The 22,117-nt window shown below is 65.3% G+C and carries 19 protein-coding genes; 8 read left to right on the plus strand and 11 right to left on the minus strand.

The features are described 5' to 3' along the window. Positions 1-31 precede the first annotated feature (31 nt). The 3 genes from BTO32_RS13975 (at position 32) to BTO32_RS13985 (ending at position 5,491) form a co-directional block, all read left to right on the plus strand. Positions 32-2,227: a TRAP transporter permease gene (locus tag BTO32_RS13975; RefSeq protein WP_076725254.1), complete on the plus strand. Its 2,196-nt coding sequence runs from the start codon at positions 32-34 to the stop codon at positions 2,225-2,227. Between the two features lie 100 nt (positions 2,228-2,327). Continuing rightward, positions 2,328-4,142: a sensor histidine kinase gene (locus tag BTO32_RS13980; protein ID WP_076725255.1), complete on the plus strand. Its 1,815-nt coding sequence runs from the start codon at positions 2,328-2,330 to the stop codon at positions 4,140-4,142. Beyond that, a complete protein-coding gene (locus BTO32_RS13985; RefSeq protein ID WP_076725256.1) occupies positions 4,139-5,491 on the plus strand; it encodes a sigma-54-dependent transcriptional regulator in 1,353 nt (450 codons plus the stop codon). Before BTO32_RS13980 ends, BTO32_RS13985 begins: the two co-directional genes overlap by 4 nt. Positions 5,492-5,498: 7 nt before the next feature. Here the strand turns inward: BTO32_RS13985 and BTO32_RS13990 are convergent, their stop codons facing one another. Next, entirely contained in the window at positions 5,499-7,157 is a 1,659-nt protein-coding gene (locus BTO32_RS13990; RefSeq protein WP_076725257.1) for an acetolactate synthase large subunit, read from the minus strand. Between the two features lie 35 nt (positions 7,158-7,192). Continuing rightward, a complete protein-coding gene (locus BTO32_RS13995) occupies positions 7,193-8,806 on the minus strand; it encodes an FAD-dependent oxidoreductase (protein ID WP_076725258.1) in 1,614 nt (537 codons plus the stop codon). A gap of 89 nt (positions 8,807-8,895) precedes the next feature. On the opposite strand from BTO32_RS13995, the gene BTO32_RS14000 reads away from it, so the two are divergent. Together BTO32_RS14000 and BTO32_RS14005 are read left to right on the plus strand one after the other, a co-directional pair. Further along, entirely contained in the window at positions 8,896-9,903 is a 1,008-nt protein-coding gene (locus BTO32_RS14000) for an AraC family transcriptional regulator (protein WP_076725259.1), read from the plus strand. Between the two features lie 143 nt (positions 9,904-10,046). After that, positions 10,047-11,741, plus strand: a complete 1,695-nt coding sequence (locus BTO32_RS14005) for a methyl-accepting chemotaxis protein (protein ID WP_076725260.1) — start codon at positions 10,047-10,049, stop codon at positions 11,739-11,741. A gap of 50 nt (positions 11,742-11,791) precedes the next feature. On the opposite strand, the gene BTO32_RS14010 is transcribed toward BTO32_RS14005, so the two are convergent. From BTO32_RS14010 to BTO32_RS14020, 3 genes are all read right to left on the minus strand, one after another. Continuing rightward, a complete protein-coding gene (locus tag BTO32_RS14010) occupies positions 11,792-13,177 on the minus strand; it encodes a PhoH family protein (protein WP_425435230.1) in 1,386 nt (461 codons plus the stop codon). A gap of 24 nt (positions 13,178-13,201) precedes the next feature. Further along, a complete protein-coding gene (locus BTO32_RS14015; RefSeq protein WP_076725262.1) occupies positions 13,202-13,693 on the minus strand; it encodes a CBS domain-containing protein in 492 nt (163 codons plus the stop codon). Positions 13,694-13,769: 76 nt separating this feature from the next. Continuing rightward, positions 13,770-14,510: an START domain-containing protein gene (locus tag BTO32_RS14020; RefSeq protein WP_076725263.1), complete on the minus strand. Its 741-nt coding sequence runs from the start codon at positions 14,508-14,510 to the stop codon at positions 13,770-13,772. A gap of 143 nt (positions 14,511-14,653) precedes the next feature. On the opposite strand from BTO32_RS14020, the gene BTO32_RS14025 reads away from it, so the two are divergent. Continuing rightward, entirely contained in the window at positions 14,654-15,655 is a 1,002-nt protein-coding gene (locus tag BTO32_RS14025; protein WP_076725264.1) for a DUF2804 domain-containing protein, read from the plus strand. 8 nt (positions 15,656-15,663) lie between these two features. On the opposite strand, the gene minE is transcribed toward BTO32_RS14025, so the two are convergent. The 4 genes from minE to BTO32_RS14045 form a co-directional block, all read right to left on the minus strand. Beyond that, positions 15,664-15,912, minus strand: coding sequence for a cell division topological specificity factor MinE (gene minE, locus BTO32_RS14030; protein WP_076725265.1), 249 nt, complete (start codon positions 15,910-15,912; stop codon positions 15,664-15,666). 3 nt (positions 15,913-15,915) lie between these two features. Then, on the minus strand, positions 15,916-16,728 hold the full coding sequence (gene minD, locus BTO32_RS14035) for a septum site-determining protein MinD (RefSeq protein WP_076725266.1): 813 nt from the start codon (positions 16,726-16,728) through the stop codon (positions 15,916-15,918). Between the two features lie 62 nt (positions 16,729-16,790). Next, a complete protein-coding gene (gene minC / locus BTO32_RS14040) occupies positions 16,791-17,528 on the minus strand; it encodes a septum site-determining protein MinC (RefSeq protein ID WP_076725267.1) in 738 nt (245 codons plus the stop codon). Continuing rightward, complete coding sequence (locus BTO32_RS14045; protein WP_076725268.1) at positions 17,525-17,836, minus strand: DUF1244 domain-containing protein; 312 nt, start codon at positions 17,834-17,836, stop codon at positions 17,525-17,527. The genes minC and BTO32_RS14045 overlap by 4 nt, the downstream gene beginning before the upstream one ends. A 113-nt stretch (positions 17,837-17,949) precedes the next feature. Between BTO32_RS14045 and dinB the strand changes: the two genes are divergently transcribed. Beyond that, a complete protein-coding gene (dinB, locus tag BTO32_RS14050; RefSeq protein WP_076725269.1) occupies positions 17,950-19,014 on the plus strand; it encodes a DNA polymerase IV in 1,065 nt (354 codons plus the stop codon). A 6-nt stretch (positions 19,015-19,020) separates the two neighbouring features. Here the strand turns inward: dinB and BTO32_RS14055 are convergent, their stop codons facing one another. Further along, positions 19,021-19,587 (minus strand): phosphatase PAP2 family protein, encoded by a 567-nt coding sequence (locus tag BTO32_RS14055; protein WP_076725270.1) that lies wholly within the window; start codon positions 19,585-19,587, stop codon positions 19,021-19,023. Further along, positions 19,553-20,773 carry a glycosyltransferase family 4 protein gene (locus BTO32_RS14060; protein WP_076725271.1) on the minus strand — a complete coding sequence of 407 codons (1,221 nt, stop codon included), beginning with the start codon at positions 20,771-20,773 and terminating at the stop codon, positions 19,553-19,555. Before BTO32_RS14060 ends, BTO32_RS14055 begins: the two co-directional genes overlap by 35 nt. Positions 20,774-20,887: 114 nt before the next feature. Between BTO32_RS14060 and BTO32_RS14065 the strand changes: the two genes are divergently transcribed. Then, positions 20,888-21,925 carry an NADP(H)-dependent aldo-keto reductase gene (locus BTO32_RS14065; protein WP_076725272.1) on the plus strand — a complete coding sequence of 346 codons (1,038 nt, stop codon included), beginning with the start codon at positions 20,888-20,890 and terminating at the stop codon, positions 21,923-21,925. The last annotated feature ends 192 nt before the right edge of the window (positions 21,926-22,117 follow it).

The raw sequence follows: 22,117 nt of genomic DNA on the forward strand, positions 1-22,117 counted from the left end.
CGACACGGTTTTTCTGTAAACAGGGCTAAACATGACCACTGAACACCCATCCCAAGACCGCCTCGGGCAAACACCGGGAACCCTCATTACCGACGACGACCACATGCTCGCCCACAACGTGGACGAGGAGCCGGTCGAGGCCAACCGCCGGCTGTTTCAGGGCGGTTTGCTGAAATTTGTCGTCCTGCTGGCCATCGCCTATTCGGCGTTTCACCTGTACACCCTGAACATCGCCCCGCTGGAAACCTGGTCGTTCCGTATCGTGCACATCGCTGGGGCGCTGGTGCTGGGGTTCATTCTGTTTGCCGGGGCCCGGTTCGTGTCCGCGGACGAGGGCGAGGCCCGGCGCCGCTGGACCACCTGGATCAGCGCCGTGGCCCTGCTGCCGGCGCTGTACGCCCTGTACCAGGGCTTCGCCTTCTATCAGGCGATTCGCGGAGGCGCGATGCGGATCGCGCCGGATCTGGAAACCTGGCACTTCGGCTGGCCGCTGCTGGCGGCGACCGGTACCGGCATCGTCATGTCCTGGTTCCACCGCCGTGACCGTGCCCGTTTCAGCGTGCCGGACCTGGTGCTGGTGGTGACCTCGCTGGCGGTCGCGGTGTATTTCCTGGTGGTGTACAACACCCCCATGCGTATGTCGACAGGGACGTCCTTTGCCCCGGTTGGCATCTCCTTCGCCGCCATCGCCGGCACCGCCCTGATCATGGAGCTGACCCGGCGCGTGGCCGGGCTGGCGCTGGTGGTGATTGGCTTGGTGTTCCTGGCGTATGTCTTCGCCGGCCCCTACCTGCCGGGCTTCCTGGGTTACCCGGGCCTGTCGGTGCAGCGGTTCTTCAGCCAGGTCTATACCGATGCCGGTATTCTGGGGCCGACCACGGCGGTGTCGTCCACCTACATCATTCTGTTCATCATCTTCGCTGCTTTCCTGCAGTCCTCGAAGGTGGGGGACTATTTCGTGAATTTCGCGTTCGCGGCGGCGGGCCGTTCCCGTGGGGGACCGGCCAAGGTGTCCATCTTCGCGTCCGGCCTGATGGGCATGATCAACGGCACCAGCGCCGGCAACGTGGTGTCCACCGGTTCCCTGACCATTCCGCTGATGAAACGGGTGGGCTACAGCAAGCAGTCCGCCGGCGCGGTGGAGGCGGCGGCCTCCACCGGTGGTCAGATCATGCCGCCGATCATGGGCGCGGGTGCCTTCATCATGGCGGAGATCACCGGCATTCCCTACACCGAGATCGCCATCGCGGCCCTGATTCCGGCCATCCTCTACTTCGCCTCGGTCTACTTCATGGTCGACTTCGAGGCCAAGAAGCTGGGCATGCGTGGCATGCGCTCGGACGAGCTGCCGCACTTGGGACGCCTGATGCGTCAGGTTTACCTGTTCGTGCCGATCATCATTCTGGTGGTGGCCCTGTTCCTGGGCTATTCGGTGATCCGCGCCGGTACCCTGGCGACCGTGTCCGCCGCTGTGGTGAGCTGGATCTCGCCCAATAAGATGGGCTTGAAGTCCATTCTCAAGGCGCTGGAGCAAGCCTCCTACATGTCGATCCAGATCATCGTGGTGTGTGCCGCCGCCGGTGTCATCGTGGGGGTGATTTCCCTGACCGGGGTCGGTGCCCGGTTCTCCTCCCTGCTGCTGGACGTGGCCGCCGCCAGCCACCTGCTGGCGCTGATATTCGCCATGTTCATTTCCATTCTGCTGGGCATGGGCATGCCGACCACCGCAGCTTACGCGGTCGCCGCCTCGGTGGTCGCGCCGGGCCTGGTGCAGCTGGGCATCGAGCCGCTTACCGCCCACTTCTTCGTATTCTATTTTGCCGTGGTGTCGGCCATCACGCCGCCGGTGGCGCTGGCCAGTTACGCGGCGGCCGGCATCTCCGGTGCCAATGCCATGGAAACCTCGGTGGCGTCGTTCCGGATCGGGATTGCGGCCTTTATCGTGCCCTTCATGTTCTTCTACAACAGCGCGTTGCTGATGGAGGCTGGCTGGTTCGAGATCGCCCGTGCCCTGGTCACCGCCACCTTTGGGGTCTACCTGCTGTCCGGTGGGGTGATCGGCTGGTTCGCCCGTGCCCGCGCGCCCTGGCTGATCCGCCTGATGCTGGTGGCCGCCGCGCTGTTGATGATCGAGGGTGGCCTCTGGACCGACCTGGCCGGTCTTGGCCTGACGGTGCTGGCGTATCTCATCCAGCGCCAACGGGGGGCGACCCTGGCGGCGGCCTGAGACGGTGGCCGCCGCCGGCCCGGCCGGCGACCGCGTGGGTGCGGTTGCCGTGCCGGGCGCCGGCGTCTAATCTGGCGTTTTTGGGCGGGTAAGGGGTGTCATGACCTACCGGATCGGTGCGAGTGTTCTGTTGCTGCTGACGGTCGCCGCGGCCTGGGTGCTCGGAGGCTGGTTCGGCTACCGCCAGGTGGAACAGCAGAGCCTGGAGGAGTCCTTCCGCTACCGGCAGCTGGTGGCGAATGAACTGAACCGGTACCTGCCCATTCCGGAGCTGATGGCGGAGCATCCGTTGCTGGCCGAGGCGTTGCGCTTTCCGGACAATCCGGAGGTGCTGCTGCGGGCCAACGAGGAAATGCAGCGCATGGCCACCATCGTCGGCAGCTCCGATGTCTACCTTATGGACCGCACCGGCCTGACCATCGCCGCCAACAACTACCGTCAGGAAGACAGTTTCGTTGGCCGCAACTTCAGTTTCCGGCCGTATTTCTATGAAGCCCTGGCCGCCGGGGACTCGGCCATCTACTTTGCCCTGGGGTTGATGTCCGGAGTTCGTGGTCTGTACTTCTCCCACCCGGTTCGTGACGACGCCGGCGAGGTGCTCGGCGTGGTGGCAGTGAAAGTGCTGGTGCACGAGCTGGAGTCCCAGTGGCATCGGCCGGCCGCGCTGCGGGAGGCGGAGATGGTGGTGCTGGACCGGGACGGCGTGAGTTTCCTGGCCAGCCGGCCCCAGTGGCTGTACCGGGATTTCTCCGGCCCCGATTCGCCGCCGCTGTCGCCGGAGGTCCGGCAGCGTTATCCGGACCGGGACCTGACGCCGATGAACCTGCGGCTGTTGCCGCGCCCCTGGGGGGTGTCTGAGCCCTCCGGCAAGATTCGTCTGGAAGACGCGGGGGCGTGGCGGGAGTACCTGGCGGTGCGCACGCCCCTGCCCAGGCTGGACTGGACCTTGCAGGTGATGGTATCCACCCGGTCGGTGCTCTGGACCCGCCTGGGTTTCGTGCTGGCCGGCGGGGTGATTTATGTCGGTGCTTTCCTGGCCTGGCTGTACCTGCGCGAGCGCTACCGACGGGAGGCCGAACTGGCCCTACGGGGCGAGCAACTGGAACGGCGGGTGGCGGAACGCACCGCTGACCTGGAACGTTCAAACCGGCAGCTGCTGGCGGAAATCCGTGAGCGGGAACGGGCCCAGAGCGAGCTGAGGGAAACCCAGCAGGAGCTGATTCAGGCGGCCAAGCTGGCGGTGCTCGGCCAGATGTCCGCCGGCCTGAACCATGAGATGAACCAACCGATCACCGCGATTCAGGCGTATGCCCGCAACAGCCGACGTTTTCTGGAGAAAGGCGCCCTGGACATGGTTGATGCCAACCTGGCGGAAATCGTCACCCTGTGCGGCAAGATGGCGGAGCTGACCCGTCAGTTCAAGGTCTTTGCCCGCAAGTCCGAAGGGCGCCCGGCGGTGGTGGATCTGCGCATGCCGGTGGACGCGGCCCTAAAAATCATCATGGCTCAAAAGGACAGCGAAGGCATCGATATCCGTTGGCAGCGGCCCGAGCGGCCGGTGCTCTGCCATGGCGACCTGATCCGCATCGAGCAGGTGATGGTCAACCTGCTGGCCAACGCCGTGCAGGCGGTGGAGGGACGGGCGCAGCCGGAGATCACCATCGACATCGGCGAGGAGTCGGGACACTGGCGGTGTCGGGTGCGGGACAACGGTTCCGGGCTGCCGGCGAACACCGAACAGATTTTCGAGCCGTTCTTCACCACCAAGTCGATGAAGCGGGGCCTGGGACTCGGTCTGTCCATTTCCCGCCAGATCGTGGATGCCCTGGGGGGACGGCTGACCGGTCATAACCGCACCGACGGCCCGGGTGCGGAATTTGTATTGATCCTACAGAAGCGTGAGACAGCGGAATGAACAAACCTTCGGTCATCTTTGTGGACGACGACCCCCACATCCTCCAGGCGATGGCCCAGAGCCTCACGCTGGAGGACCTGCCGGTGGCTTGTTTCGAGGACGCCGCCAGTGCCCTGCGTACTCTCGGCCCGGAGTTCGAGGGCGTGGTGCTGTGCGATTACAACATGCCCGGCATGGACGGGCTGGACATGCTCCAGCAGGTCCGGGCGGTGGACGACGCCATCCCAGTGATCATCCTGACCGGGCAGGGGGACATCAGCACGGCGGTGACGGCGATGCAGCAGGGGGCCTATGACTTCATCGAAAAGCCTTTTGACCACGACGAGCTGATCGAGCTGCTCCGGCACGCCCTGGAAAAACGCCATCTGGCACTGGAGAACCGCCGTCTGAAGGCCCAGTTGCGGCAGATGGCCAAGCCCGGCCCCCGGATTCTCGGCAACTCGCCGGCGATGCAGCGTGTGCTGGCCACCATCCATCCGATCCTGGAAACCTCCGCCAACATCCTGTTGCACGGCGAGACCGGCTCCGGCAAGGATGCCCTGGCCCGTTACATTCACGAAAACAGCCCCCGCAGCGCCCATAACTTCGTGGCCATCAATTGTGGCGCGGTGCCGGAAAACCTGATTGAGAGCGAGCTGTTTGGCCACGAACCCGGAGCCTTCACCGGCGCCGACAAGCTGCGCATTGGCAAGATCGAGTATGCTCACCAGGGCACGCTGTTTCTGGATGAGGTGGAAAGCATGCCGATGCCGTTGCAGGTGAAGCTGCTGCGGGTACTGGAAGAACGGATGGTGGAACGGCTGGGTAGCAATCAGGTCCGGCCGGTGGATGTGCGCATCATTGCCGCCACCAAGGCCGACCTGAAGCAGCTCAGCGACGAGGGCCGCTTCCGCCAGGATCTCTACTACCGCTTGAACGTGGTGAAGGTGGACATCCCGCCGCTGCGTGAGCGCAAGGAAGATATCCCGCTGCTGTTTCACCACTTCGCGCTGATCGCCGCCGCCCGCTACGACCGGGAAAGCATTCCCCTGGACGCCAGCCAGACGGCGCGGTTGATGCAGCGTTCATGGCCGGGCAACGTGCGGGAGCTGCGCAACCTGGCCGAACGCTACGTGCTGCTGGGCCCGGCGGCCCTGGACGAGAACGAGCGGGCCGGCGCCGGCAACATCTCGGGGCGCCAGACCCTGGCGGAAATGATGGACAGCTTCGAGCGCTCGGCCATCATCAGTGCCCTCAACGCGTGCCACGGCAGCATCAAGGACACCATGGTGCAGCTGGGCATTGCCCGCAAGACCCTGTACGACAAGATGAAGAAGCACGGCCTGGACAAGGCCCAGTTCAAGGACTGATCGCGCCTCAGGGCGCGATCTTCCGTTTCAGGGCCCGGGTCAGCGGACGCGGCAGGCTGGGCAGCGAGCGCAGCAGCCAGGGCAGCATCTTGCGCTTCAGCCCGGTCAGTGACTCCGGAATCATCACCTCGATCAGGTGCGGACCGGGCATCGACCAGGCATAGTCCAGCGCTTTCAGCAGGGCGTCGGTGGTGCTCACCCGGGTGCCATGCACGCCCAGACTCCGGGCGAGTTGGGCGTAGTGGGTGACCGGTCGGCTGATGTCGAGCTGGGCCCGGGCCTTGTCGCCGGCGCCTTCGGCTCCCACCCGCTCCAGTTCCACGTTGAGGATGGAGTAGGCGGCGTTGTTGAAGATCACCGTGGTCACGTTCAGGTTTTCCCGGGCCATGGTCCACAGTGCCTGGATGGTGTACATGGCACTGCCGTCGCCGACCAGGGCCAGCACCGGCCGGTCCGGGCAGGCAATGGCGGCGCCCACGGCATTGGGCAGGCCCTGACCGATGGCGCCGCCGGTCAGGGTCAGCAGGTCGTGCCGGGGCGCGCCGGCGGTGAGGGCATTGAGCATCAACCCGGAAGTGATGGCTTCATCCACCAGAATGCAGTGTTCCGGCATCCGGTAGCCAATCGCTTTGCATACCTTCTCGGCGGTCAGCTTGCCACGGGGGCGTGCCGGGCGGGCGGCGGGTTGCCGCGGGGGTTCCGCCGTGCCGGCCCCCAGCGCCTGAACCAGGGCTTCCAAGCTCGCCAGGCTGTCCTGTTCGGGCGTAGCCAGGGTGTGCAGGGTGCAGGTGTCGGGGACCAGGTAACTGGGCTTGCCGGGGTAGGCAAAGAACGACACCGGAGCCTTGGCGTCCACCAGTATCAGCTGATCGAACGCGGACAGCTGCAGGGTCGCCAGTTCCGCCAGGTAGGCGATCCGTTCCACCGGCGGCAGGCCCGCGCCCCGCTCCAGACGGGTGGGGAAGGTCTCGGCGAGCAGGGTCACGCCACAGTGGGCGGCAAGGCGTCCGGCCGCTTCCAACGCCGGCGCCCGCAGGGCCCGGCCACCCAACAACAGGGCGGTCTTGGCGCCGGTACGGATGGCCTCGGCCACGGTCTCGACGGTGGCGCTGTCCGCCGCCGGTGGCTGGGGTTGGGGCAAGGGCGGGCAGGGGGTCGCGCCCTCGCTCCAGGACACATCCGCCGGCAGGATCAGGGTTGCCACCTGGCCGGGCAGGCCACGGGCTGCGGCAATCGCTTCCGCGGCGTCCCGGCACAGGGTTTCCGGGCTGCGGGCGGTACGCACGAACCCCGGGGATACGTTGCGGGCCACGGTTTCGATGTCTGACTGCAGCTGGGCGTCGTATGGAACATGGTCGGTGGCGTGGTCGCCGACGATGTTCAGCACCGGCACCTTGCCCTTGCGGGCATTGTGCAGGTTGGCGAGGCCGTTGCCGAGGCCGCAGCCGAGGTGCAGCAGGGTGGCGGCGGGTTTGTCTGCCATCCTGGCGTAGCCGTCGGCGGCACCGGTGGCGACACCCTCGAACAGGGTCAGGACGGCCCGCATCCTCGGCTCGCTGTCCAGGGCTGCGACAAAGTGCATTTCACTGGTGCCGGGGTTGGTGAAGCAGACATCGATGCCAGCCTCGACCAGCGTGTTCATCAGGGCATGTGCGCCGTTGCTCATGGCTCTCTCCCACGGTTGAAAAGGTGAGTCGGTGGTTAGCGTCCGGTCAGAATGGAGCGGGCGGCCGCCCGGGCGGTCAGGATGCAGCCTGGCAGGAAGGTGCCTTCCAGCGAGCGCTTGCCGTTGGCGCCGCCACCGCCGAACCCGGCCGCCTCGCCGACGCAGTAGAGCCCGCCGATGGCCTCGCCGGCCGGGTTCAGCACCCGGCTTTGCAAGTCGGTGTGCAGGCCGCCGAGGCTCTTGCGGGTGGTCAGCTGCATGTGGATGGCGATGAAGGGTCCAGCGCCCGGTTTCTGCAGCGGTGCCGGCTTGCAGGTGCGCAGCCGGTCCGGGCCCCACTGGCGGGCGTGCTGGATCATCCGGATCTGGGCGTCGTTGTGCAGTTGCCGGCCTTTGCTGAAGTTGGCGTCGAAGTCATCCACCGTGGCCTGGAGAACGGCCGGGTCGATGTCCAGGGTGCAGGTGAGCGCGTTCATCTTCCGGGCCAGACCCGCTAGGGTGTCGTCCACCAGGAAATGGGGACTTTCCTCACTCATCTGGCGCACCAGCGGCGCGTTGCCCAGCAGCAGTTCCCTGAGAAAACGCAGGAACTGCCGGTCCCGGATCCGGGCGTTGTGTTCGGCCCCGGAAATGGCGAACTCTTTCAAGGCGATGCGCCGGTTCAGCAGATGCCAGGTCCAGGGCTGCTCTTGGGCGGCGACCCGCTGGCACAACCAGTGGGTATCAAAGCCCGTGACCAGTGGCTCGGGGCCAATCCGCTCGCCCCGGTGATTCAGCCAGAGCGCCGACTTGCAGGGAATGGTGGACAGGCCGTGGCCTTCAAAATGGGGAAAGGGATGGGGGAAACCGGCGGCGTAGTTCCACATTTCACCGGCATGGCGGATGCGGGCTTCCAGGTGGTCTTCGGCCCAGTGGTGCAAGGCACCGTCGGCCAGGGGGTGGGCCCCGTTCAGCAGGGTGGCCGGTTGGGGCCGGTCCTTGGGCCAGTTGGCGCGGCATTCCCGGTGGTTGCCGTTGAGGCCCCCCATGGCCAATACCACCACCGGCGCTTTGATGCGCACCTCGCGGCCGCTGGGTTCGTGCACGGCCAGGGCGCCGTGAACCTGGCCCGCCTGGTGCTCCAGGGCGGTCACCCGGTGCTGGTGCAGCAGGGTCAGGCGCCCGCCCGGGTCGGCCCGGTGCAATGCCGTCACCAGGCAACGGACCAGCGCCAGGCCGGTGCCCCAGACAATGTGATAGCGGGGCAGGCTGTTGCCATCGCCGAACCGGCCCCGTTCGACCCAGTTGACTGCCGGCAGGAATTTCAGGCCTTCGGCGCGAAGCCAGTCGTAAACCTCTGGGCGGGAACGTTCGACGTAGTGGCGGGCCCACTGCATCGGCCATGGGTCGGTTGGATCGAGCTCGCCAAAGCGCAGCCAGTCGCGCAGGGCGCGCTCGGGGGTGTCGGGAATCTTCAGACGCTGCTGCAGCGGTGTGCCAACCAGTGCCATGCCGCCGAAGGCCCAGCGTGCCAGCCCGCCGAAACGCTCCGGGCGATCGCGGTCCACGAGGGTGACCGAGCGGCCGGCGCGCAGGGCCTCCAGTGCCGTGACGATGCCGGCAAGTCCGCCCCCGGCGACGACGAGATCTGAGGAAATGACCTGGCTCATGGTGTGTATCCTGGATCGGTTCTTGTTGTGTTTTTCCAGACCTTAACCCGCTATGATGAGGACGGAATTGACCTTGGAGGCCAAGAAAATTGACATTAGAGGCCACGGTGTCCATCGGTTGGGTCAATACGGTGATCGACACGGCCCAGAGGCTGGGTGTTGAGCCCGATTCCCTGCTGCGGATGGCAGAGTTGCCGGCGGAGTCCTTGTCGTGGCCGCGCTGGCCCATCGATTTCATCACCCGGCTCTGGCACGCCGCCGAGCGCGGTACCGGCGATCCCGGCTTCGGACTGAAGGTGGGGGCAGGGGTGCGCCCGGCCAGCATGGACGTGGTGGCCTTCGCCATGCAGTCCGCCGCGACACTGCGGGAAGCCATTGCCCTGGTGCAGAAATACCAGCGGTTGATCTCCGACGGTGGCCGCTTCCAGCTGCTGCCGGGAGGTCGAAGCACCTGGCTGGTGTATCACCCGCGCCAGGGGCGGCTGGCGTTCAGCCCCCACCAGATCGAAGCCGTGCTGGCAGCGGTGGTCCGGTTTTCGGACTGGATCACCGGCTGCGGCGTGCGACCGCTGCGGGTGCAGTTCAGCCAGGGGCGGCTGGGGCCGCTGACGGGCTACCGGGCGGTGTTTGCCTGCCCGGTGGAGTTTGAGCAGGCCTTCAGTGGCCTGCTGCTGGCCAACGATGTACTGGACCGCCCGCTGCCCCAGGCCGACCCCAGGCTGGCGGTGCTCCATGAACGGTTCAGCGCCGGCCGCCTGGCGGCACTGGAGCGCGACGGTGCCGAGCTCCAGAATCTGGGTCGCTGGCTGTCCGAGCGCATGGGCCAGGGGGTGCCTCGCCGGGCCGAGGCGGCCCGGGCCCTGGGCATCAGTGAGCGCACGCTGGCTCGCCGGCTGGCGGCCCGGGGGCAGACCTTTCAGGGCCTGGTGGACGAGACCCGGCGAGCCCTGGCGTTGCAGGCGGTGGCGCAAAGCCGGCGCCCGCTGGCGGACATTGCCCAGTTCCTGGGCTTTGCCGAGGTCAGCACCTTCTATCGCGCGTTCCGGCGCTGGACCGGCCTGCCACCGGCCCGTTGGCGTCGGCAGGCTCGGGGCTGACGGTTCCAACTCAGGAGCGAGTTACAGTCCGTATACAAACGATGCAGTTCTCCCGGTGATCCGGTCGGCCGGCTCCGTTATCATTCCAGGCCGTTTCCCCGCCGCCTTGTCGGCGTCCACGGACCGGTAGACAACGGATCGCCATGAACAGACTGACCATTCAAACGCGGGTACTGCTGCTGGCGCTGTTGCCCGTCATTGGCCTGACGGCCTTTCTGACTGTCTATAACCTGAGCCAGGCGCGCGCGATCGGAGAGAACGCCGTCGCCGGTTTCGCCACCGACATGGAGGCGAGCAAGCGTCAGGAACTGAAGAATTACCTGCAGTTGGCCCGCTCGGCCATCGCCCATCTGTACGAACGGCCGGACGCGGCGACGGATCCTGCGGTCCGCGAGGAGGCCATGGCCATCCTGCGACAGATGCGGTTCAACGATTCCGGCGGCACCGGTTACCTGTTCGCCTACGACACCCAGGGTGTCAACGTCATGCATGGGGTCAATCCTGCGCTGGAGGGCAAGAACCTGTGGGATTTTCAGGATCCCAACGGGGTGTACCTGATCCGGGAGCTGGTGCAGGCGGCCCGCGGCGGTGGCGGTTATGTGTCCTATGGCTGGAAGAATGCGGACACCGGCCAGGTGGAGCCCAAACTCGGTTATGCGGAGATGCTGCCCAAGTGGGGACTCATGCTTGGCACCGGCTTCTGGGTCACCGGGCTGGAGAATCAGGTGGCGGCGATGGAGGGCGAAGTGGCGGATGACTTGTCCGACGCGGTGTTTGCCTCGGTGACCACTTCCCTGGTGGCGTTGGCGCTGATCGTACTGCTGGCGTTGCTGGTGGTGCGGGGTATTGTCCGGCCGCTGAGGCGTGTGGTGGCCGCCATGGACGACATCGCCGGCGGCGACGGTGACCTGACCCGGCGCCTGGAGGTTGACGGGTCCGATGAGCTTGGCCAGCTGGCCAAGGCGTTCAATCAGTTTGCCGATCAGGTGCACGGTTTGGTGCGCCATCTGCTGGCCACCGCCCACACCCTGAATGAGTCGGCCACCGATCTGGCCCGGGTGATGGACGAGACCGAGAAGGGCGTGGAACGCCAGACCTCGGAGAGCGATCAGGTGGCCACGGCGATGAACGAGATGACCGCGGCGGCGCAGCAGGTGGCGGGGAATGCCAGCGAGGCCTCGACTGCGGCGGAGAGTGCCAGTGCTCAGGTCGGCGAGGCCCGGGGCATGATCCAGCAGGCCGCCGAGGTGATTGGCGGGCTGTCGGACCAGGTGGCCCAGGGCGTTCAGGTGATTGAACGGTTGGGGGCGGACTCCCGCAAGATCGACCGTGTTCTGGAGGTGATCCGGGACATCGCCGACCAGACCAACCTGCTGGCCCTGAACGCGGCCATCGAGGCGGCCCGGGCCGGGGAGGCCGGCCGTGGTTTCGCGGTGGTGGCGGATGAGGTGAGAACCCTGGCCAGCCGCACCCAGGAAAGCACTCAGGAGATTCAGGGCACCATCGAACGGTTACAGCGGGGCGTGGATGACGCGGTGGCCCTGATCGGCGCGATCAGCGAACGCAGCGAGGCAACGGTGCAGGAAACCCGCCAGGTCATCGAGGCGCTGCAGCGTATCAGCGAGGCGGTGGCGACCATCACCGACATGAATACCCAGATCGCCAGCGCTGCCGAGGAGCAGACTCAGGTGTCGGAGGCGATCAATCAGAATGTGCACAGTATCGTCGCGGTGATTGAACAGAGTGCCCAGGGCACCCGCCGGGCTGGGGAGACCACCAAGCGGTTGCGGGCACTGGCCTCGGAACTCGCGGATCAGGTGGCGCGTTACCGGGTCTGATCAACGGCCGGCGAAGCCGGGCCCTGGGGCCCCGGCGTCGCCGGCTCCGGTTACAGGTTGGCTTCCGCGTATTCGGCCAGGGCCGAGCGGGGAACCCCCTGCAGATGGATGTGGGCGCCGTGGCGGAACCCCTTGAAGCGTTCGGTCATGTAGGTCAGACCTGAGCTGAGGGCGCTCAGATAGGGGGTATCGATCTGCGCCAGGTTGCCCAGGCAGATCACCTTGGAGCCGTTGCCGGCGCGGGTGATGATGGTCTTGATCTGGTGTGGGGTCAGGTTCTGGGACTCGTCGATGATGATCAGGCTGTGCTGGAAACTGCGGCCGCGGATGTAGTTCATCGACTTGAAGTGCAGCGGCACTTTGCTGAGGATGTAGTCGACCGATGCGGTCATGTTCTCGTCGTCCTCGTGCAGTGCCTCCAGGTTATCGACGATGGCGCCGAGCCAGGGCTCCATCTTCTCCGCCTCGGTGCCGGGCAGGAATCCGATGTCCTCGTCCAGACCCTGGGTGGAGCGGGTGGCGATGATGCGCTTGTACATTTTGCTGGCCACGGTCATCTCGATGCAGGCGGCCAGTGCCAGAATGGTCTTGCCGGAGCCGGCTGAGCCGGTCAGGTTCACCAGATGGATGTCCGGGTCCAGCAGCAGATGCAGGGCCATGGCCTGGTAGATGTCCCGGGGCACCAGGCCCCACACCTCTTCGTTCATCAAATCGTGCTGGTGCAGGTCGCGGATGATGACCTGCTCGCTGTCCACGTCCACCACCTTGCCGACGAAGCCCCGCTCGTCGATCAGGAACTCGTTGATGTTGACCTTCGCCAGCACGCCTTCCCGGCGCAGGATGTGCTCGGTGGCGCCTTCCCGCTGAACCGTCTCCACCTTCTCGATGTTGTCCCAGAACGAGTTCTCGAACTCGTGGTACCCCTTGGGCAGCAGGTCGATGTCGTCCAGTAGCTGGTCGTTATGGTAGTCCTGGGCCTCGACACCAAAGCCGCGCGCCTTCAGGCGCATGTTGATGTCCTTGCTGACCAGGATGATGTCCCGTGACTTGTGCCGTTCCTGCAGGGCCGCCAGGGTGTTGATGATCTTGTTGTCATTGAGGTGCTCGGGCAGGGCGTGGGCGCCGGCCCGCTCAGTGCTCATCAGGATCAGCAGCCGGCCCATCGGTTCGGCCTTCTCGCCGCGCACGATCGGCACGCCCTTCTCGATTTCCTTGGGGGTGGCGTCACCCAGGACCTTGTCGATGTTGCGGATGGCCTGGCGGCAGTCCGCCGCCACCGTTTGCTTGCCGGATTTGAGCTTGTCGAGCTCTTCCAGCACGGTCATGGGGATGATGACATCGTGTTCTTCAAAATTCAGGAGGGCGTTGGGGTCGTGGATCAGGACGTTGGTGTCGAGGACGTACATCTTCTTGCGAGCTTGCGGTGCTCTGGGCATAGGTGGGGCTACCTCTCTGGTGGCTCAGTCGTTCTCGGCGCAGCGCTGCGTCAGTTCCCGGTCGGAAATCAGTTTCAGCATGTCATAGGTGGTGATGATACCGGTGATTTTGGACTCCTTGGTGACGAAGATTCGGTGCAGGTGCTCCCGCATCATGATATTGGCGATGTCCCGGACCGGGGTCTGCTCATCGACCGACAGCACGCTGGGGGTCATGATATCCCGGACCTCCACCGGCACTTTGCCCATCTCCTCGAAAATGGCCAAGCGCAGCCGCCGGGCCTCGGCCAGTTCTTCCGGGGTGAGCTCGGCTTCGGTGTCCGGGCTGGTGGCGTTCCAGCGGAATTCGGTGATGTCCTTGAGGGTGACGATGCCCACCACGTCGCCGTGCTCGTCGGTGACGGGACTGCCGGTGATTTCGTTGTCGGTGAGGAAGCGGGCGAGCTGGTTCATGGTCCAGCTTTGGGGAACCGCCTTGATCTGAGGGGTCATGATCTCTCGGGCGAGAACGGTCATGGAGCCTTGCCTGCCTGTGGTGGTCGTCGGTTACTCCAAAGCTTAGCGTGACTTTGCCAGCCCGTCACCTATCAGGTCAGGAGCCGGGGCCGGCGACATCCACCAGGCGGCCGTGGTCATCCCAGACCAGGCGAAAGCCCTGGTAACGGGGCTGGCGGGCCACCCGTTCCAGCGACTGCATGGAGCGTACGGGAATGTCGATGACCAGAGCGTTCACCAGCCAGCCGGGCAGGGTGCCGTTGGGGTCGGTGTGCTGGATCCATACCATCCGGGTCCGGTCGCCCTCGGGGGTGAAGCGGTAGCGCGTGTCGGACCGGTCCACCCGGGTCCGGCCCTGGGTGTTGGGGCGCTGGTCGGGGGTGGCATTCAGATCCATCACGATGACCCCCGTGTCCCGCTCGCCCCGGGTGCGAATGTGCAGGACGTAGTCCCGGTCCGCGACCGGCCAGGGCATGTCGTTGACCGAGTAAGCGAAGCGGTCGTGGAAATCGCCCGGTCCGAAGGCCTGGGACTCCACGCAGTTGTGGACCCAGGCAACGCAGGACGTGGGATCGATCATGACCGCCATCAGGTTCTCGATCGGCACGTCCAGGGTGGCGACCGCCTTGAAGGCCTCGAACCGGGAGCCCGGCTGTTCGGTGGTATAGACGCGGATGCCGTCGGTCTCCTTGCGCAGGTGCCAGTCGGCGGCCTGCTCGTCGGGCAGGGCCTCGGCCTGTGCGGTGGCGCTGGCCAGAGCCAGCACCAGCAGCGCGCAGATCAGGCCAAAGGCCGGTGCAGCCCAGCCCGTAAAGCCATGGGCTCGGGGATTTCGCATGGGGTACACTCCAGGGAATGTGGTGATGCCGAGTCTAGCACGGTGCCTGGAACGGCAAAGCCACGGTCGCGGGGATTGTGAACCAGGTAGCTGGTGGAACCGGCAATCCCGTCAATTGGCCTGATCTGACGGTGCCTGAAACCTTGAACAAACTGATCGATGCCCAAGGCCGGATTCGTCCCGGTGTATTGTCGCAACCGGTGGATGAAATCAACTATCTGGACTATGACCTGCGTTCGGTGATGGACCGTCCCCGGGGACGCCTGGTCCGGCGCTGGCGGTTCAACCAGTTCCAGTTCGTCAGCGCCATGGCACCGGGCTGGGTATTCGGGCTGGCGGTGGTGGATCTGAAGCTGGTCGGCAACGCCTTTTTCTACCTCTATGATTTCGAAACCGGGGAGCTGCAGCAGCAGTCCCTGCTGCGGCCTCTGGCTTTGGGGACGTATCTGGAGCCCCGGCCCGAACGGGGGGTGGCGCGTTTTCACAAGGGCGATGTGCGGATCCAGGTGACGCCGGTGACGGCGGGTCGGCATGTCTCCGTTGTCGCCCCCGGCGGTGTCCGGGTGGACCTGGAATTGCGGGAACCGGTCGAGCCGTTGCGCCTGGTGTGTCCGGCCGGCTACAACGGCTGGGTGTTCACCCGCAAGTCGGCGGGGCTGCCGGTGGAGGGCCAGATTCGCTGGGGCGACCGGATCTGGCGTTGCGATGACGCCACCCGGGGCGCCGTCGACTGGAGCTGCGGCTTCATGCGCCGGGAAACGGCATGGAACTGGGCGTCTCTGGCCGGGGTACTGGCGGATGGCCGTACGCTGGGCCTGAACTTGGCGGCGGGGGTCAACGAAACGGGGATGACGGAGAATGCGCTGTGGCTGGGCGAGCGTCGCCTGAGGCTGGGCGCGGCCCGGTTCGAGTTCGACCGTTACCGGCCGGACAGTGCTTGGCGGGTCTGTACCGAAGACGGTCGCGTCGAGCTGCGGTTTACACCGGCCGGCGTGCGCCGGGAGAAGCTGAACGCCGGCTTGCTGGCATCCAACTTCCGCCAGTACATCGGTACCTTTGAAGGCCAGGTGATTGATGACACGGGCACCGCAATCCCCGTGTCCGGGCTACGGGGACTGATGGAGGACCACTTCGCCCGCTGGTAAGGCCCCGCCTATTCAGGCAGGGTGACGTTGAGCTCCAGGATGGAGCAGTTGTCGTTGCGGTCCACTTCCACCTGGACCATGTCGTCGGAGATCTGCACGTATTTGCGGATCACCGCCAGCAGCTCCTGCTGCAGCTGAGGCAGGTAATCCGGCTGGTCCCGACGGCCCCGTTCGTGGGCGACGATGATCTGCAGCCGCTCCTTGGCGACACTGGCGCTGGAGGTTTTCTTGCTCCGGAAATAGTCGAGGAAACGCATCCCTTAACCCCCCTTGAACATCCGTGAGAAGAACCCCTTCTTCTGGGCTGTCATGAACCGGTGCTCCCGCTCCTCGCCGAGCAGCCGGGCCACGGCGTCGTCGTACGCCTGACCGGCGTCGCTGTCTTCTTCCAGGATCACCGGCACGCCACGGTTGGAGGCGTTGAGCACCACCTGACTCTCGGGGATGACCCCGAGCAGGGGAATGGCCAGGATTTCCTCCACGTCCGCCACCGACAGCATTTCGCCCCGCTGTACCCGGGCCGGGTTGTAGCGGGTCAGCAGCAAGTGCTCCTTGACCGGCTCCTGGCCCATTTCCGCCCGCCGGGACTTGCTCTGGAGAATGCCCAGAATCCGGTCGGAGTCGCGCACCGAGGACACCTCGGGGTTGGTGACCACGATGGCTTCGTCGGCGTAGTAGAGCGCCATCAGCGCGCCATGCTCGATGCCCGCGGGCGAATCGCAGACGATGTACTCGAAGGTTTCAGACAGTTCGTTGATGACCCGTTCCACGCCGTCCTTGGTCAGGGCTTCCTTCTCCCGGGTCTGGGAGGCGGGCAGGATGTACAGGTCCTCCACCCGCTTGTCCCGGATCAGCGCCTGGTTCAGAGTGGCTTCGCCCTGGATGACGTTGACGAAGTCGTACACCACCCGGCGTTCGCAGTTCATGATCAGGTCCAGATTGCGCAGACCCACATCGAAGTCGATGACCACGGTCTTGTGACCGCGCTTGGCAAGGCCGGTACTGATCGAGGCGCTGGTCGTGGTCTTGCCAACGCCGCCTTTTCCTGAAGTTACGACAATAATTCTAGCCAAGGTTCAGTTCCTTTGTCGGGATGAGTTCGTCGTCGGTTCACGGTCGTTGTTGTGTGTCGTTATCAGGCCTTGTCCAGTGGCGAGACCACCAGCAGGTCGTCCTTGAGCTGGATGTGCACAGCGCTTTTCCAGCCATTGTCCTGAAGATCTTCGGAGATTTTATAGTGTCCCGCAATGGAGACAAGCTCCGCTTCCAGCGACTGGCAGAAGATCCGGGCGTCCTCGTTGCCGTGGATGCCGGCCAGCGCGCGACCCCGCAGGGGACCATAGACGTGGATATTGCCGCCAGCCAGGATTTCGGCGCCCGCCTGGACCGGGCCGAGTACCACCACGTCGCCCTCCGGAGCATGCACTTGCTGGCCGGACCGGACCGGCTGACTGATGACCCGGGCGGGGGCCGGGGACGGCGCGGTTTCGGCCTCCGGTTCGGCGCGGATGGGCTCGGCTTCGGCCGCACGCTCCCGATGGCTGCTGGCGGGCAGCAAGGGCAGAGAGGCGCCCCGGGCGAGCCGGCGCTGGTCATCGTTGCCGCCGCGCACACCCATGACGTGGATGTGGTGACGGCGGCAGGTGCCGATGATCTTGAAGAAATCCAGCTCGCTGTCGAGCCCCTCGTATTTTTCCAGGCTGATGATCAGGGGGATGTCCTTGAAGAAACCCGGCGCCTGGCTGATTTTTTCCCGAAGCGTGGCCTCGAAGTCGTGGCTGTCAAAATAGTAGAGTTCCAGAGTGGTCAGGGACAGGCTGGCACTCTTGAGCTGGAAACTGTGTCGAGTTCCCGTGCTGGCGGTTTCGGTCATGAATGGTTCTCTTCTGCCGTGGGGGGCGGGCTCTGGGGATCCTGTTTCGGGCCGTGTTGATAGCGCGCCTTCCATTCCTCGTAGGGCATGCCGTAGATCGCTTCCCGCGCCTGCGGGTCGGAGATCTCCAGCCCCCGCGCCTCGGCCTCCGCCCGGTACCACTTGGACAGGCAGTTGCGACAAAAGCCGGCCAGGTTCATCAGGTCGATGTTCTGGACTTCGGTGTGCTCGCGCAGGTGCTGGACCAGGCGGCGGAACGCCGCGGCTTCAATGGCGATGCGTTCGGATTCCGGAATGGGATTGCTCATGGGCCCCTCGGGACGATGGTCGTTGTGATCGCTGACGTCCCTGACATTCTCGGGATGTCAGCGTAAGATACAAGTCTGTATAAATGTACAGATGTCGGATGTAAACCCGGACCATGGCCCAGCGCAAGATCATCCATGTCGATTGCGACTGTTTCTACGCGGCGGTAGAGATGCGCGACGACCCGAGTCTGCGTGAGGTACCCCTGGCGGTGGGCGGGCAGGGGCCCCGGGGCGTTGTGACCACCTGCAACTACACGGCCCGCGCCTTCGGCGTGCGCTCGGCCATGCCCGGCGGAGAGGCCCGCCGGCTGTGTCCGGGCCTGGTCATGGTGCCGCCGGACATGGCCAAGTATCGGGCCGTTTCCCGGCAGGTCATGGACATTCTGCGCCAGCTCACCGACCTGGTGGAGCCTTTGTCCCTCGACGAAGCCTTTCTCGATGTCACCGACGTCACCGAGCACCACGGCAGCGCCACCCTGATGGCCCGACACCTGCGCGAACGGATCCGTCGGGAGGTGGGGATCACCGTGTCCGCCGGGGTGGCGCCCAACAAGTTCCTGGCCAAGATCGCCAGTGACTGGCGCAAGCCGGATGGGCTGTTCGTGATCACACCAGAGCAGGTGCCGGATTTCGTACGGACCCTGCCGGTGAACAAGATCCATGGGGTGGGTCGGGTCACCGCCGCCAAGCTGGGGGCGCTCGGTGTAGAGACCTGCGGCGACCTGCAGGATCTGGGGGTGGAGGTGCTGCTCGAACGATTCGGCAAACAGGGCTACCGCCTGTATGAAATGGCCCACGGTCGGGATGACCGGCCGGTGGTGGTGTCCCGGGTGGCCAAGTCGGTCAGCGTCGAGCGCACCTTCTCCCAGGATCTGCCGGACAAAAACGCCTGCGCGGCGGTGCTGCCATCCCTGGTCGCGGACCTGGGGGTGCGGCTGAGCCGGCGGGCCCGGGGACAGGCGATCCACAAGCTGTTCATGAAGGTGCGCTACGGCGATTTCTCGACCCACACCCTGGAGCGGGTACGGGAGTCGGTGACGGCGCCGGAGGTGGAGGATTTCCGGCCGCTGCTGGACCAGCTGGTTACCCGTGAGGGGCGTTCGGTGCGCCTGCTCGGGGTGGGCGTGCGGTTTCGCAACACCGATGCCCCGGTGACCCAGCTGCGTCTGTTTGACTGATCCGGTTCAGGCGGCCACGGTCAGTGCGGGTGCCAGCATGCGCACCGACAGCAGACCAAGGCTGCCACCGATCAGCGCCCCGGCGACCACATCGCTGGGGTAATGCAGACCGAGCACGACCCGCGAGGCCGCCACCGACAGAGTAAAGGGCAGCACCCACCAGGCCAGTGCCGGCAGGGTACAGGCCAGCATCACCTGAAAACAGACTGCGTGCAGGGTGTGGCCGGATGGGAAACTGTAGCGGTCAAGAGGCGGCGTGCCGCAGTTGATCGCAGGGAAGGAAATGAACGGGCGCTCGCGGATCAGCCAGCGCTTGAGCCCCTTGTAGGTCAGGGTACAGGTGAGCCCGGTCAGCGCCATCAGCAGGGCCAGGGCGGCGCCGTTGCCCGGTGCCAGCACCGGGATCGACAGGATCAGGACGTACCAGAACCAGCCATCGCCCAACCGGGACACCGTCCGGAAGTAGGCCAGCACCGGCCGGAACCGGACCGTGCGGTTCAGTGCCTGGCAGAACAGGTACTCCCGCTGGTCGATCCGGTCAAAAAGTCGAGAGGCTTTGCTTATTGAGGACATGGTACTTCCCCGGAGTGTTCGGTTTGAGCGCCAGATGTTCGAACTGTTCGATCTGGCTGGGCCAGTCCAGGTCCAGCGCGTCCAGGCGGGCCTGGGCCCGGAGTCGGTTGAGCAGGGACGGCTGGTCCGCCAGCCGGAGAGCGCAGTCAACGAAGCCCTCGTCGTCGTCCAGGGGCACCTTCATGCCGTTTTCCTCATGGCGGATGTGCTCGCTGGCGGCGGCGTCGTCGAAGGCGACCACCGCCAGGCCGCTGGCCATGGCTTCCAGTACCACGTTGCCGAAGGTGTCGGTCTTGCTGGGGAACAGGAACAGGTCGCCGGAGGCGTAGTGCCGGGCCAGATCCTCGCCCCGCTGGATGCCGCAGAAAATGTAGTCCCTGTGCCGTTCCCTGAGCTCGCGCTTGAGCGGGCCGTCGCCCACCAGCACGAACCGGGCGTTGGGATGCAGTCCGCGAATGCGCTCGTAGCAGGCCACCGCCATGCGCAGGTTTTTCTCCGCCGCCAGCCGGCCGACGTAGAGCACGGCCCGGTCATTGCCGGTCAGTCCCCAGCTGGCCCGCAGCGCGTTGTCCCGCTTGTGGGGAGAAAAACGGTGACAGTCGACCCCCCGGCTCCACAGCCCGGTTGGTGTGATGCCCATGGCCCGGGTTACCTGCTGCATCTTCGGCGTGGGTACCAGTGTGATGTCGGTGCGGTTGTGGAACCAGCGGCCATAGGCGCACAACAGTTTTTCCAGCATGCCCACGCCGTAGTAGCGGCTGTAGCGATGAAAGTTGGTGTGGAAACCCGAGCTGACCGGGATGCCCAGGCGCCGCGCCGCATTCACCGCCGCCACTCCCAGGGGGCCTTGGGTGGCCACGTACACCGCGTCCGGCCGTTCCCGGCGCCACAGACGGACCAGGCGGGTGGTGGTGGTCAGGCCGAAGCGCAGGTCGGCGTAGCCTGGCAGGGGTAGGCCGGTGACTACGTGCTCATGGCTGAACAGAGACTCGCCGGCCGCCGCCACATACCCCTTGATCTCGTGGCGCTGTCGTGGCCGAATCACCGTCACCCGGTGCTGGCGCTGCATCAGCCCCTGGCACAAATGCCGGAGGGTGTTGGCCACTCCATTGATTTCCGGGGGAAAAGTCTCGGAAACAATGGTAATGTGCTGATGACGCCGACTGGCTGTGGTGAGCTCGGTCACGGTGCTTCCTGTGGTTCCTCGAACATGGCTTCAACTATGGAAATCCGGCATGACAGTTCCGAGACACTCCCGTGACACTTCTCTTACCCGTGCCATCAACCTGACGGAGACGACATGCAAACGCGAAAGCTAGGCAATACCGACATCGACGTGACGCTCATCTGCCTGGGCACCATGACCTGGGGGGAACAGAACACCGAGCAGGATGCCTTCGAGCAGCTGGACTATGCCATCGCCGAGGGCATCAACTTCATTGACGCCGCCGAGATGTATCCGGTGCCACCGAGGCAGGAAACTCAGGGCCGGACCGAGGAGATTCTCGGCAACTGGCTGGCGCGCCGGGGCCGCCGGGACGACCTGGTGATCGCCTCCAAGGTGGCCGGGCCGGGCAATGGCCTGGGGTACCTGCGCCAGGGCCCGAGGCTGACCCGGGAACACATCCGCCAGGCCTGTGAGGACAGCCTCCGGCGCCTGCGCACGGACTACATCGACCTGTATCAGGTGCACTGGCCGGACCGGAACACCAACTTTTTCGGCAAGCTCGGCTATGTGCACCGCGAGGATGAGGACGCCACGCCGATCGAGGAAACCCTCGCGGCCCTCGACGAACTGGTGCGCGAGGGCAAGGTACGCCACATCGGTCTGTCCAACGAAACGCCGTGGGGGCTGGCCGAATACCTTCGCCTGTCCCGGGAGAAGGGGTGGCCCCGGGTGGCGAGTATCCAGAACCCGTACAACCTGCTGAACCGGTCGTTCGAGGTGGGGCTGGCGGAGTTCGCCCATCGCGAACAGGTGGGGCTGCTGGCCTATTCGCCGCTGGCCTTCGGCATGCTGACCGGCAAGTATCTCGGGGGCAAGTGGCCGGAGAAGGGGCGTCTGACCCTGTATGAGCGTTTCAGTCGTTATTCCAGTGAGCGCGCGCTGGACGCCACCCGCGCCTACGTCGAGCTGGCGCGCCAGCATGGCCTGTCGCCGGCCCAGATGGCCCTGGCCTATGTCAACAGCCGCGGCTTCGTGACCAGCAATATCATCGGCGCGACCACCATGGAACAACTGAAGGAAAACGTCGGCTCGGCCCAGGTGACCCTCAGTCCGCAGGTGCTGGAGGCGATTGAGTCGATCCACCAGGAGTTCACCTACCCCTGTCCCTGAGCGGACCGTAAGGGCCGGCCACGGCGGGCTGGCCCGGTTCCCGATGGTTCCGGTTTACAGACGGAAACATCGGGAATCTTTTCTTGACGAAAATCTGCCCAACGTGTGACAAAAAAACGGCGTCATTGTGTGCAATTTCACATCTTTCTGGCCCGCATCCATTAGACTTTAGCCTTACGAGTCCTTACACTT

The sequence above is a fragment of the Marinobacter lutaoensis genome (assembly GCF_001981305.1).
Classification (GTDB): Bacteria; Pseudomonadota; Gammaproteobacteria; order Pseudomonadales; family Oleiphilaceae; genus Marinobacter; species Marinobacter lutaoensis.